At 41.6% G+C, this 14,011-nt stretch carries 13 protein-coding genes; 1 reads left to right on the plus strand and 12 read right to left on the minus strand.

Annotated elements, in window-relative coordinates; all coding sequences use genetic code 11:
- Position 1 precedes the first annotated feature (1 nt).
- The 11 genes from IAE19_RS04955 to IAE19_RS05005 form a co-directional block, all read right to left on the minus strand.
- Positions 2-1,279, minus strand: coding sequence for a hypothetical protein (locus IAE19_RS04955; RefSeq protein WP_200459815.1), 1,278 nt, complete (start codon positions 1,277-1,279; stop codon positions 2-4).
- An 85-nt stretch (positions 1,280-1,364) separates the two neighbouring features.
- Positions 1,365-3,680 (minus strand): primary-amine oxidase, encoded by a 2,316-nt coding sequence (gene tynA / locus IAE19_RS04960; protein WP_200459862.1) that lies wholly within the window; start codon positions 3,678-3,680, stop codon positions 1,365-1,367.
- Between the two features lie 202 nt (positions 3,681-3,882).
- Positions 3,883-4,785: a transcriptional regulator FeaR gene (gene feaR, locus IAE19_RS04965; RefSeq protein ID WP_200459816.1), complete on the minus strand. Its 903-nt coding sequence runs from the start codon at positions 4,783-4,785 to the stop codon at positions 3,883-3,885.
- A gap of 137 nt (positions 4,786-4,922) precedes the next feature.
- Positions 4,923-5,882: a p-hydroxyphenylacetate 3-hydroxylase reductase component gene (locus tag IAE19_RS04970; protein ID WP_200459817.1), complete on the minus strand. Its 960-nt coding sequence runs from the start codon at positions 5,880-5,882 to the stop codon at positions 4,923-4,925.
- A gap of 60 nt (positions 5,883-5,942) precedes the next feature.
- Entirely contained in the window at positions 5,943-6,896 is a 954-nt protein-coding gene (locus IAE19_RS04975) for a PDR/VanB family oxidoreductase (protein ID WP_200459818.1), read from the minus strand.
- A 34-nt stretch (positions 6,897-6,930) separates the two neighbouring features.
- On the minus strand, positions 6,931-7,668 hold the full coding sequence (locus IAE19_RS04980) for an SDR family NAD(P)-dependent oxidoreductase (protein WP_200459819.1): 738 nt from the start codon (positions 7,666-7,668) through the stop codon (positions 6,931-6,933).
- A 9-nt stretch (positions 7,669-7,677) separates the two neighbouring features.
- Positions 7,678-8,163 (minus strand): aromatic-ring-hydroxylating dioxygenase subunit beta, encoded by a 486-nt coding sequence (locus tag IAE19_RS04985; protein ID WP_200459820.1) that lies wholly within the window; start codon positions 8,161-8,163, stop codon positions 7,678-7,680.
- A gap of 10 nt (positions 8,164-8,173) precedes the next feature.
- Entirely contained in the window at positions 8,174-9,451 is a 1,278-nt protein-coding gene (locus IAE19_RS04990) for an aromatic ring-hydroxylating oxygenase subunit alpha (protein ID WP_200459821.1), read from the minus strand.
- 34 nt (positions 9,452-9,485) lie between these two features.
- Positions 9,486-10,010, minus strand: coding sequence for a nuclear transport factor 2 family protein (locus IAE19_RS04995; protein WP_200459822.1), 525 nt, complete (start codon positions 10,008-10,010; stop codon positions 9,486-9,488).
- Positions 10,011-10,051: 41 nt separating this feature from the next.
- Positions 10,052-11,218 (minus strand): acyl-CoA dehydrogenase family protein, encoded by a 1,167-nt coding sequence (locus IAE19_RS05000; RefSeq protein ID WP_413784483.1) that lies wholly within the window; start codon positions 11,216-11,218, stop codon positions 10,052-10,054.
- Between the two features lie 18 nt (positions 11,219-11,236).
- The gene (locus tag IAE19_RS05005) at positions 11,237-12,349 is read right to left on the minus strand and encodes an amidase (RefSeq protein WP_200459824.1); all 1,113 of its coding nucleotides are present in this window, start codon (positions 12,347-12,349) and stop codon (positions 11,237-11,239) included.
- 147 nt (positions 12,350-12,496) lie between these two features.
- On the opposite strand from IAE19_RS05005, the gene IAE19_RS05010 reads away from it, so the two are divergent.
- Positions 12,497-12,964 (plus strand): MarR family winged helix-turn-helix transcriptional regulator, encoded by a 468-nt coding sequence (locus tag IAE19_RS05010; protein ID WP_004771095.1) that lies wholly within the window; start codon positions 12,497-12,499, stop codon positions 12,962-12,964.
- Between the two features lie 53 nt (positions 12,965-13,017).
- Here IAE19_RS05010 and IAE19_RS05015 read toward each other — a convergent pair whose 3' ends face one another.
- Positions 13,018-14,010, minus strand: a complete 993-nt coding sequence (locus IAE19_RS05015; RefSeq protein ID WP_200459825.1) for a 3-hydroxybutyryl-CoA dehydrogenase — start codon at positions 14,008-14,010, stop codon at positions 13,018-13,020.
- Position 14,011: the final 1 nt, after the last annotated feature.

Below are 14,011 nucleotides of genomic sequence, written 5' to 3' on the forward strand. Positions count from 1 at the left end.
TTTAATAGCTGTATTGCAGAATTAACTGCGCATACGCATTGGTTTTGTCATCATAGTTCTGAGTACCGCCATTCTGGATATCATGCTTTGGCTTATAAAGTCCGATCAGAGGTACAACAGTGAGATTGTTGTTGACCGACCAAACCGAAAATAGATCTAGCTCCTGCCCATCCATATTGGTTAATGACTTATTTATCGTTTTAAATTTATAAGCCAAGACGCCTAACATAAAATTTTCCTTCAAGTTCATTATGTAAGAGACTTGATGAATATCAGCATTTTTATTGAAAGGCCCTGCATAATTTCCAGCAACTTCACCCTGAAACCATGTACCGAACCCGACCGTATTTCCATAAAACATCGGGTCGTATTGGTCCGAAAAATGGCTAAAACGATAGCCTAATGAGGGTGTATATTTTGAAGATAAAAAGTTATAGCTCAGTGCTAAGTAGCCAGCATTTTCTTGACCATCTTTTTTATCTTGCACAACAAACTCAGTTTTAACTTGTAGTTCTGGTAAAGGCTGATAATTCAAACGTAAAGCGTAGTTTTTAAGATCTTCGCGCCCTGAAACCTGTTCAGTATCTTTAAGGTCTAATACATCTAAATAAGTAAACCCAACGCCCTTATCTTTGAGCTGATACATGAGATCAGTCACAAAAAGTTCTGGTGAAAATTGTGCTTTATTGTCCGATTTTAAGTAAGCCAGTTTTAGCGTTGTATTTTCTTGCGGTTTGTACTGAACCAAGCTAGTAAAATCAAAACTTCGACGTGCTGCCAGATAATAGGCCCCGCCCCGATCCAATGCGCCATACGCAGGCGGTTTACCGAGGTTTAATGCATCACCCGCAATGAAAAATCCGTCACCAATCATGATGTTTTGTCGACCAATACTTAAATCATAAGTCGTCAACTCATCTTTATTGATACCGTCTTTAAAACCAATAACCCACTCATTCACATCTGTTTTACGTTCTTTTCCATTACTATGTTGACCAGCGTCCCCATCTCCAAATGTAGCTGAGCTAATTCCGCTTAAACTTGCATAGAGTTGGTTGTTATTAAATGTATATTGTCCTTTGGCACCATATTTAAGATGGCCTTCTTGCCAATTAATTCTTTCATCATCCAAGTTTTCGCCGTTATAGCTTTTATCACTACTAAAAGCCCCGAAAGTTGCTTCAAATGTTGGTTTAATTTCAACCTCACCTGCGTGTACAGTTGAAAAAATTGAGACAAAGAGAGTCCCTTTCATCACTTGAGAAAGTAGCGTTTTCATACAAAATTCCTTTTTGTAAGCAGACTGCTGGACGCTCAGCTTGGGGTAACCTTAAGTTACCCTTTCTGACTCATCTGCATTTTTTTTAGTGATGGTCGTGCTGCGTGTTTTGTTCTTCTTCACCCAAGTTTAACGTCGGGGTACTGTCAAAGAAGTTCCACGGTTTGATTAAGGTATAAACCCACTCGGTCGGCATAATTGGCCACTCTTCAGCACGTGCCACATGGGTTGTGCCTGTTGTCATCCACACTACAAGATCTTTATTTTCAATATTGTCATTGTTGCTAATGAATTGACCTAAACCAGTGTCATGAGTGGAACGGTTTGAATATTTCCCTTCCGGATAACGTTCCTCAGGCTTATATTGCGTCACCCAGATTTGTTTATCCATAAAGTTAAGGCGTTTAAATAGCCATTCATCTTTGGCAAAATTTGCGCCTTTGGCGACAGGATGTGTTCCACCAGCAAATGGAATCAATTGATAAGAAACTGGATTGCCTAATTTATTTTCCTTGTTGAAATTCGTCAGTAACCGAATGGTAGAAGGATCAAATTTCTCAGCCGCATTTTGCTCATTGCTAATCACTTTACTGTCAATTTGCATCGTGCTTGTACGCACACCACCTCGATCATTGGCCTTCACCACAGGATCCATATGCATAAAGCTGTTGTTCTCACCATCTACATCCATATCTAAGCGGAAGTTATAGATGTGTTGATGCGTTGTACCCACAATATTATGGTCAATCAAAGTGCCATACTTGGTGTCTTCTTTTGCAGTACTGTCATGCATAGTACGAGTTTTAACGCCTTTAACTGCTTCAATGCCCGTTGCGCCCGCATTGATGCCAATTACACCATTTTGGGCAAAGACCCAGTCAAACATGTAGTCATAGTTGCCAACAGTACTTATCCAGCGTATCACTAATTCACGACGGGCTTCACTGGCATCCTGATCCCCAAAAATTTCCTGATGCTTATACTCGGGCCCTGCATAACGTTCAAAAATGGCGATTGCATTTGGAATCACTTGCGGCTGGCCTTTATAGTCTGCAATGACCGCATCCAGCAACACTGCATTTTCTGGCGCATCAGTTCCCGGTTGAATAGAAGAAGTAAGGGTTCCCATCCCGTACTCACCTGAGTCCAGATAAGATTTAAAGTACCATCCCATATCTGGATCACCATACGGAACCACCATACCGCCCAGATTACCTTCATACATGACTTTGCGTTTTACGCCTTTGTCTTTGTACGTCACTGTTGAAAGCTGTAACCCAACACGAGAGTCCAGTGCAACATGGAAACACCAGTTACCCCAATGCACGGTTTGTCCCGTAATGGTAAAGTTCTTGCCTTCAGGTTCACTGATATTGAGCGGTTTGATTTTCGATGGCTGGGTATTCTTTGTGACGTATGGTCGGTCTGCCATTGGTACAGGAATCATGGCGCCTTCTTCAATTTTAATAATTTTTTCTTTATCTAAATCCACCACTGCAACGAGATTTTCAATTGGATGGGCCCAATAGTTACCATCGCCCGTATCGAGATAGGATACAACTTTTAAAACATTCAGTTGCTTGTCTAAACCATCTTTACCCCCAAAATAGCCAACAGTTAATGGATTGGTAATGACCTTTTTAACGTCAGTAATGCCACGTTTGCGTAACGCATCCTGATAGTCTTGACTTGTCTCAATCACACGCTGTACGGTCTCAAAGTTATCTATCAGCACCATGCCGTGTGTATCTTTAAGGACATTCCATTTCGTGACTTGTTGGGTATTCAGATTCACTTCACCTTCAATCGCCTGATTGCCTTTTAATAAAATAAAAGAGGCCACACGATCTTCTTTATAATCTTTATGGTTGATAAAGAAATCCCACACTTTTGCCTTTTCAGGCTCTTTGAGTTTTAACTCGGCAAAACGCATGTTGTTATAGGCATATGGTGAATGATTAATCACGTCAAATGTCTTTTTTATTTCATCGCTATTTAAACTATTCAGTGGATGAAACGTATTTTCAATTTTAAAGGTCTGATCTAAACCAGACTGGAAGACCTCATTAAAAAAATCTTTGTAAATAAATGGCTTACCTTCTTTAATTAAGACAGGTACACTAAGCTTTAAAGGTTTTCCATTGACTAAAACCTGATCTGAATTAGGCTTAGCTCTGACCACAATAGAACCTTTGGTAATCGTATAGGTATTGGTAAAATCATCTTTGACAACTTTAGCACCCTGCTCACTCATATTTTGATACAACGGTACCAATTCGGCAGCCTCACCATGTGCATAAGCAGTGTTATGAACAGCGCACAAGCTTGCAGCGATGGCTAAGTTAAACGCCAGTATTTTTTGTATCTCTTTGAATAATCTTTGTTTACGCATCATGTTAATCCTTTTCATCTATCCCTGAGCGATCTGTATCAGATCGATAAAATGCTCTTTGCTCTGTGTGCAGCGACTAAAATCAACGTCATATTTCAACTTGATTGAAGCGCTCTTAGCTTTCCTTATTGGTTTAATTTCAACACAGTTGCATGGGACTAGCTTGTTCAGGAATGACCTCGAACTTGTCTAAAAATGACATCGAAAATGTTTATGCCAGCATCGTCTCTCGAAATTCTTTCGGAGATAAGCCATAGGTTTTTTTAAAGATTTTTGAAAAATGAGCGCCATCCCAAAATCCCCATTTCAAGGCAAGTTGGGTAATCGAACTTTGTTTATTTTTTTTATCCAGCAGGTCTGTTTTAATTCTTTCCAAACGTTTGTGCTGTATGTATTTGTTAATGGATAAGTTTTCTTGAAGAAATAACCGATAAAGATGACGTAATGAGACTCCTATGTGTTCAGCAATCAGCTTAGGGGAAAGTTCAGGTTTTGACAAATTTTCAATGATATAGCGCTCAGCCTTTTCCATAAGATGATTGAGCTGATTAAGATTTTTATAATTAATGGTCGGTTTAATTAAAGCAATTAGTGCATCTTCAAAAGCATTACCATCTTCATTTGCATACCAAAGTTGAATATTTTCAGCAGACATATTTTTCAAAATATTTTTGAGTAAAAAACCACTCATATTTTGGGTAATAAGCTTACCAAAATATTCAGAACTAATATTTTCTTTAAGTAACTTTTCTCGGGAAAGATGAACTGAAATATGACTAAATAGACCTTGCGGATACATCATAATATGTTCCTCTGAGTCGAGTAAGACCACATCACCTTCACTCAAGAATAGTGTTTCATTGCGATAGTTAAGTAGCATTTTTCCCGTATATTGCAAAATCAGGAAACAAAAACGATCTTTAACTCGATCCAAAATTTCAGGTTTTCTCTCAATAAAATTCGCATTACTTTTAATAAACGCAATTTCAGTTTGACCCAGTAAAAATGCTTTTACCTCGCCTATAAACAATGAACTTTGTCCATCAAATCGAGTTTCAAATTCACCACACACACCTTGAATATGCTGTGTCCATGTACTGATTTCATTTTTCATAGAATCATTTACCTCCGTGTATTTCACCTTAAATAGATGAAATCATGAGGAACTATTATGTTCCGCCTAGTATGGTCAAAATCCTAACAGCCCCCATTGATTAACAAATCACGTACTTGATTTGTCACTTGCTATGTTTACATGATGCCCGCGATATCCTTTAAAATTTTAATAAAAATTTCTTTTTCATTTGTTGAATATTTTGCAAACACTTCATTTTGATGGCTATCAGCAATATCAAATAGATAATGTGCGGTTTTCTTGCCTTTTTCAGTGAGTTTAAAAAATCCATTACTTTCAATCAGGAGGCCATCCTTTTGCAAAATTGAAGCTGCCTGCTCTACTTCCCGCATCGGCATGGCAATATCCCGCGGTAAGTCTGCTTTATTGGATGCGGTGCCACTGCCTAGAACTAGCAATAAACGTGCTTCACTAGTACGAAACCCTGTCACTAATTGCTTAGGAATATAATCAGTCTGATAAAATTTAAAAGCTCGACTCATCAGATAACACACATTGCTATATAAATGCCCTTGGTGTAATTGTCCTAAATCCTCTTCAACTTCCACCGTATCTTTTAACTGAAGTAAAGGATGGGGGATCACACCCGAATAAGCACCTTGGTGATATACCAATGGACTACGTCCTTCATCACGAAAATTCACTACCTTACCAATAATAATCCAGTGATCCCCACCTTCAATAATGTCATGACGTTCACATTCAAATACCGCAGAACAGTGATCCAAAATCGGTGCTTGCCCCACTCCTGTCTGATAACGGGTGTCTTCATATTTATCAATATTGCGGCGTGAAAACTTATTGGATAACTCAATCTGCGAACCTGATAAAATATTGACTGCAAAATGTGAAGCTTGTTCAAATACAGGGAAACTAGATGACTTTTTATCAATGCTCCATAAAATCAGTGGTGGATCTAAAGACACTGAATTAAAACTATTGGCAGTCACCCCCACCTTTTCCCCTTGTTCATTTTGCGCAGTCATGATAGTGACACCTGTAGTAAAATTTCCCAAAGCCCGTCTGAATCGCATTGGATCTATTGTGATTTCATCCATTGATTTTAGTGAATTCATTATTCTCTCCTGAATCTTTTATCCTATTGCTGGTCGATATTGGATACCGATTTATCCTGATTAAATATCCAGTACCAATCGTGCTGACTTGGAACGTGAACAGCACACTAAAATCTGTTCATTACTGGCTTTTTCCTCATCGGTAAAATAAACGTCACGATGATCAGGTTCGCCCTCAACCACATCGCACATACAGGTACCGCAAACACCTTGTTCACATGACATTTCAATCTCAATGCCTTCACGAGCCAATGCCTGCAAAATGGTTTCTTCTGCATTGACCATAATGATCTTGCCACTTTGCTGTGCCACGACTTCAAACGCATCGCCACCTGTTTCAATGTCAACCTGAAAATATTCCTTATGAATCTGCTGTTCAGGAAAATTCTGTGTGAAGGCTAAATTGATCACCCAATCCATAAATCCATTTGGGCCACAGGTATAGATATGACTGTCTTGATCAATGTCTTGAATAGCCGACTGAAAAAACTCACGATGATTCGCCCCTTCCGATTTAAAATGAAAGGTCGTGAAAGGCGCCAAGATGCCGTGCTTAATTTCATCGACAAAAGCACAGCGTTCTGGGCTTGCGCCGCAGTAATGCAGTTCAAAAGATGTTCCTTCCTGTGCCAACTGATAAGCCATCGTAATCAGTGGGGTAATCCCAATACCACCACCCACCAACACGGCATGTTTAGATTTCACTAAAGGAAACAGGTTTTTCGGTTCACTGACCTGAATCTGCATGCCATCCTTTAAATCATCAAACGCCGACACTGAACCGCCACGTGATTCTGGATCGCGTAAAATCCCGAGTCGGAACTTACCGACATCATTCGGATTTTGGCATAATGAGTACTGACGCACTATGCCATTCGGGAGGTGCACATCAATATGCGCGCCCGCTTCAATTCTGGGTAATACGGTCGAATTTGCAGATTCAAATTCCATGACTGCAACATTCCCACCCTCGACATGACGGTTTTTTACCACCACGTTATATAGTATCGTCATGATTTCTCTCCCTGATATGCATCTCGCCTGAGGCTTAACGCATAAATAATCCACCGTTAATATCCCATGTTGCCCCTGTCACGAAGGCAGCACTTGGGCTTGCCAATAGAGCGCAGGTCTCGGCAATAAATTCCATGCTGCCTAATGCCTTGACGGGAATATTTTGAATAAATTGCGCCATTTTTTCGTCAGACACGACGCTGTGTACAATCGGTGATTCCATTGGCCCAGGCGCAATCGCATTTACGGTAACACCTTGGGCTGCAAACTCTTTGGCAAAGATTTTGGTCAGGGTAATAATGGCGCCTTTAGTCGCTGCATAATGCGCACCCGTTGCAGTACCGCCATTTTGTCCGGCTAGAGATGCCATATTGACGATACGACCATAACCTTGTGCTGCCATATATTTGCCAATGATCTGGCAAGACTGGAACGTACCACGCTGATTCACTTGCGTGATCATGTCAAAATCCGCGGCACTGATCTCTAAAACAGGCGTTGCTTTGGTCATGGTGGCATTGTTGATTAACACATCCAGTTTTGAGAATGTCTGCTGAATCCACTGCACAGTTGCATGGAAATCGGCCTCAACGGAAATATCCAGTTTCAGTGGAAATAGATTCTCTGCATGTGGACTACGCGCTTTGGCTTGCTCTGCTTTCTCTAAAGTACTGGCAGACAGGATCACCTGATGCCCTTGCGCTGCAAAATATTCGGCAATGACATTCCCTAAACCAGAAGCGGCACCTGTGACTAAAACAACCTGTTTCATTTTTTGCTCCTAGAGAATGTAACTGATACCCGCCAAGGTATCGGTCGAGTTAACTAAATTGATAATTTTGCGGTTGATCTTAAACCCTTGTTCTGCATCACGAACCAAATAGAAAGTCACGTCAGCGGTATAATGTTTAAGATTTTCTTTGCGGAACTCACGCAAGTTTTGTGCGCAACGTAAGATAATTTCACCCTCTTCATCTTTGAGAATACGAACGCGTGACACACTACGTACCGTATTTGCTTTTGGCGAAGCTGAAATCGCCTCGCCATTTTCCAGACGCGCAACGCGTAATTTACGCATGTGATGATCGTCATACGCATAGTTCAGATTATTTTCATAATCCGTCAGTTTTGGATCGATCGGGATGATGTACACGCCTTTTTCATTCCAGAGATCCAGCCAGCTATCATGCTCAGAATGATCAAGCATATCCGCTTCTGCCCAGACAAATGCAGTCACTTCATTGAGTAAATTTAAATCGGTTTTCATGGCACTCTCCTTAAGCCGTCATCAACTTTTTCCACTGCTGATAAGCAGCACGCATCCCTGTTTCAGCACTCACATCGCTTTTTAAGCCATCTTCAGTTTTGACTTCACCTGGCAGACCGCGATTCAACATGATCCATAAATCATTACCGGCATTGGCACCATGTTGTACACGCTCCCATGCTTCCGAATCATCAGGCGTACCAAAACCAAATGGACCCTGAAAATGTTCATGCAGACGTAAACGATACTGGTTGGCAATTTGTGGACCGCCATCCATGGTAATGACGGAATGGTGAATTTCAGTTTCATTCACCGAAATCGGTTGCATGACACGGAAGAACGCCATTGAGCAGGCAATATTCGGGAACAAGTTCAAGTTAAATCCAGAACCTCCCACTGCACGGACAATACGGCGGACTTCCAGCTCTTCATGACCTTCGTCACGTAAAGCTTGAGCCAAGTCTTCAAAACGTTCCTGAATCGGACGCTCCATTAGTTCTTCATCCAGATCAACCAGTTCAGGTATCATCACCATCACACTGTGACCATTGCCTAAGTCTTCGACATAGCCCGGCTGATTTTCAAAGTTAAACAGTTCTTCGGTTTTTTCATCGACTGAACTTAAGAATGACTTGTGTACCAATGGGAAGTGGTAAGCATCGGTAGTATTTTCCAGCTGGATTTTCCAGTTACCCGGAAAACGGAAACGGTGTTCACCTAACACTTTGATCGGATAACCTGCGCCTTGTTTCATGAATAAGTCGATCCACTTTTTCGCAGCGCCGAGGAAATCTTCTAAAGGTTCAATATCCTGTTTAAAGGTCGCGAAAATCATGCCGTTGTATTCTTCAACACGCAGGCTGATTAATGGAAATTCGGTTTTATCCAGACATTCGCCATAGCTTTCAGGTGAAGGCACGCCGCGTAATGAACCATCCAGTGCATAACTCCAGCCATGATATGGACAAACAAAACTGTTGGTTTTACCTTTTTTATGTTCGCACACGGTTGCGGCACGATGACGACACCTATTCAACAAAACATGGACTTTTTTCTTACGATCACGGACTACGACAACTGGTTGTTTCCCAATATTGATTGTTTTATAACTGCCTGCATCAGGAATTTCACTGGCATGCGCCACCCAGACCCACGTGCTGTAATAAATTTTTTCCATCTCATCTTCAAAGATGCGTTCATCTTTATATAAAGATGTGTGGGCACGATCACTCTGAACTAACTCGTTGTAATCCATTTCAATGTTATGCATTGGAATAATACTGTTCATATCAACTATCCTTTTCGATCTATCCATTAGTTTATTACTGAGACGGTACTAGCAATGTGGCTGTACTATCCCAGTGAGATACAGGGCGACTAAAAATGTTTTCAGTCTGAAAATGTTTGATCTTCCAGCGACCATCGCTTTGCTGTTTAAATTGCACCGTGAGTTTGGCGGCATTTAAATGGCTACGACCATCACGGAAGGTTGAGGTTTGCAACATCAACCAACTGGCATTGGCCTGATCGGCTTCGATATAAATTTGTTCTGAGTTAACAAAATGCGCATTCATGACAAAATGCGACTGTTTTTGGGTATAGCTTTTGAACATGTCATAAATGGCTTGCCAGGATGCATAACGACCAAAAGACTGAGCATATTTCTCGCCGATTCCTTCCCAAATGCTGTCCTGATCAAACAAATCCATCAATTCATTCAGGTCGGTATCGGCATTCAAGGCATCACAAATCTCCATATAACGATTGATGCAGTTACGAATCGCGTTTTGAGCTTCAAGCTGTTGCAAGCGTTGTAACAGTTCCGTTATATCCATTGGCTCATTCATGTCATTCATCCTTGCTACCACGATCTTTAATCAAATTAGGCTTATAAATAGCCCGGTGCTGGCTTCATACCAAAGCTGACCAAACTTGCGTTCTGTAAAGTGGCATCCCCCATAAAGGCATGCTGAGTTACCACATTGGTATCATTCACAAAGCGACTAAATGGGTTATGGGTATAAATCGCGGTCATCCCTGCCAACATCTGGATTTTGCGGGTTACACGGGCACAAACACGTGCCACATGCGTGCAGGACAAACGCATATCACTGATCTGTTCTACGGCTGGTGTACGTCCTGCTAGTACTTCATTCCAGACGATTTGCATGGTGTCGTAGAACCAGACGCGTGCAGCCTTAAACTCAGCTTCAGCTTGGGCAAATTCATATTGAGTCACTGGACGACTGGCAATTTCAGCCCCGCCAGTAATTGAAGACTTGCCAGGAGCCAGTTTTTGAAATTCTTCGATCGCTGCGGCTGCCACACCAATCCCCACTACGGTTAAAACCTGAGTGGCTAAAGACAAAGATGGATATTTAAAAAATGGCTCAGGCAGTTTTGATGGTTCACCACGCACAAAAGTCCACTCCTTAGCCACAAGCACATCTTTTACTACTAGATCGTGGCTACCTGTGCCTTTCAGGCCAACAGTATCCCAAGTCATAGCGATTTGTGCTTTATTCGCTGGCATCACTGCCATACGAGGTAAACCTTGGGCTTCATTATCCTTTTGTGGAGAAATACCAACCCCGACAATATCCGCCCCCATGCAACCACTGGAAAATTTCCAGCGACCATTCACCACAACGCCTGCATCGGTAATTTCAGCGGGTTGTGGCGGGAAAATGCCACCTGCAAACACAATATCAGGGCTATCTTTATACAACTGCTCAAGCGTTGCCTCTGGCAAACTGCCCAAATAGGCAGGACTCATGCCAAAACTTGCAACCCAGCCGACTGAGCCATCGGCCTTAGACAACTGCTCGATCAATTCACAAAACTGTTTGGGTGACCATTCATTTCCACCAAAACGTTTTGGGACTAAAGCACGGTAAACGCCAATCTGTTTTAGTTTGTCGATGATGTCCTGACTAACGTACGCTTGGTTATCAAACTCCCCTGTGCAGGCACGTTCACGAATTTCCTGACATAAGGCTTTTAATTGTGTTGTATTGGTACCCATTACAAACTCCTTTGTCGCTAAATGATTCATTCCCTAATTCCTTGTCATTTATTGCGCAGCTTTCACGATATATTTCGCAATGGCACATAAATATTCATCCGCATTCCATTTCGCCACAATTTGCAAGCCCACTGGCAGACCTTGTTCAGTTTCCAGTGGTACTGAAATCGCAGGATGTCCAGAAAGATTAAAAGGCCGAACCAAACCTGTAAGATTCAAAAAAGCCACAGTATTTTCAGCATCTATAACTTTAGGGGGAAGCTGCGGTAAAGTGGGTAAAATCAAAGCATCGTATTGAGCCAGCAAAGCATCAATCTCAGCTGCAAAGTGTGCTTTGACCTGTTCTGCCTGTTTAACTTGGGCCAATGTGGTTTGGGCTGCTTTCAGCAAACGCCCATTGACGTCAGCACCCAACAAGCCTGTTTGGGTCAACTCGCCATAGGCCTGCCAATTTTCATAATTAATGATCTGCATGCCTGCCTCAAAAGCAACGTCAAAGCCTTCAACAGCCACAGGCGACGCTGTCAGGCTAGCTTGAGCCAGATAACTCTGGATCGTATCAATAATGACTGAATCAGCAGCGATATTGAGCCAAGCCAGTTTTGGTGCCTGTGCTAATTCAATATGCATATGGAACGTTGGATCAATGATTTGCATTGCGCTTTCAATCATTTCGACTGAATTTGCAAACGGGCCAACACAATCCAGTGAACTGCCTGCTGGATGGACGCCTTGACGGCTGATTCGCCCAAAGGTTGGCTTTAAACCATATACCCCGCAACATGCCGCAGGCATACGAATCGAACCACCTGTATCCGTGCCTAATGTGAAATCCGCAAGACCCGCTGCAACCGCTGCCGCAGAACCGCTGGATGAACCGCCAGGAATCAGTTCAGGATATTTGGGATTAATTGCCGTACCAAAAACCTGATTAATGCCAGTGATCCCAAAAGCGAGTTCGTGCAAATTGGTTTTCGCGATAATTTGACAATCTCCCGCTAAAATACGATCAACCACATCGGCATTGGCAGTTGCAGCTTGGCCGTGCATCAGGGCTTTGCTTCCCACCATGGTTTTAATGCCTTGAATGTCAATGGAATCTTTCACCATAACTTTCAAAGCACCTGTACCTTTTTGTACTTCTTGTACAATAATATTCATTCACTTTTCCATGTATTTTTATACTTAATATAAATATCGGAAAAAGTAATGTAATTGTCAAGTATTTTTCATCATCAAGACCAAGAAAATGTTTCTAATTTTTGTATAATGCTGAGTATCCTTTTTTATAAAAGTTATTCCTTGGCTATGCTTACTCATTTAGAACAATTTCTACCTAACAATGAACCGAGCAGCTTACAAAGCTATCCTTTTTTCTGGATCTCTCAGGTGAATGGTAAATACACACAGCTTATTGAAAAATCAATAAAAAAATTAGGAATCGATAATACACGTCGTAAAATTATTTTAAGTACTAATGCCCTGCAACAAGCGAGCATTACCGAGATTGCCAATCTCTCTACACTGAAACTGACAACGGCAACCAAAGCTATTTATCGTCTGGTTGAAGATGATATTGTGCAAGTTTTTTCATCAGAAGCAGATGAACGCATCTCAATGGTCAAGCTAACCGATAAAGGCAAAGAGCTGGTCGAACAAATTAATCAGATTAGTCAGGTGACCTTATCTGGGATTCTGAATGCTTTTGATGATGCTGAACTGCATCAGCTGAATGGTCAATTGAAAAAACTGTTTGATTTGATGCCATCCAGCTAAAAACAGCAAAAAGCCCATGTCTATTCAGAGATGGGCTCGCGTTTCAATCAAATCTATTGCTGATTGAAAATATTAAACGTTGGTTTGAGCTGATTTTTGGCAATCCGATCTGAAAAGGTATGTAGAACTTGCTGTTTATAAGCCGCAATATCAACCTGCTGATAGTTATAAAACCCCTGCTTTTCCCTCAAGCCATTACGTTGGAGTAGCATATTCTCGGCAATAATCTTAGGCGTACGATAACGTTCACCGAGTTCCTGGTGTAAATATTGCGAAGCATAATACAAAATATCACCGCCACCCCAATCAATAAATTCCAGTAAGCCCAATACAGAAAAACGCAGGCCAAATCCTGTCCGAATTGCGATATCAATATCTTCTACCGAAGCCACCCCTTCTTCTACCATCCGTGCCGCTTCATTCATTGCCAACGCCTGAATTCGTGGCACAATATAGCCTGCTCTAGCATTACAAACCACAGGTACTTTACCAATCGCTTGCAAAAAGCTTTTCAGGGTATTTACTACTTCATCTGAGGTTTGCTCAGAACGACTTAACTCAACCAGCGGAATTAGATAGGCAGGATTTAGCCAGTGCGCATTGATTACCCGCTCTGGATGAGAAATCATTTGTGCAATATCCGTGACCAAAAAGGTTGAAGTGGTCGATGCGACAATACAGGTGGGAGTAATATATTGATCCAGCCAAGTAAAAATATCCTCTTTGGCTTGCCTAACTTCGGGTACACCCTCTAGAACCAGATCACAGTTTGCTAAGGCAGAGATTGAAACAGCACGACTTAAAATCTCAATCCGATGCAGCATAATTTTCGTTTGTTCAGAATGAATAAACTGGATACTTTCCAGCAACTGCAATTCCTGATTTAAGTCGGTTTGGATCTGAGTCTGGTATTGATCAAACTCAGTCTCCGCACGTGGTCGGGCATCGATTAAAGCCACTTTTAACCCCGCATAGGCAAAGGCAATCGCAATGGCTTTACCCATTCGCCCAGCACCCAGTACAGCAACCTGTTTAATTAGGTTCATC

Source organism: Acinetobacter sp. S40 (assembly GCF_016624705.1).
Taxonomy (GTDB): domain Bacteria; phylum Pseudomonadota; class Gammaproteobacteria; order Pseudomonadales; family Moraxellaceae; genus Acinetobacter.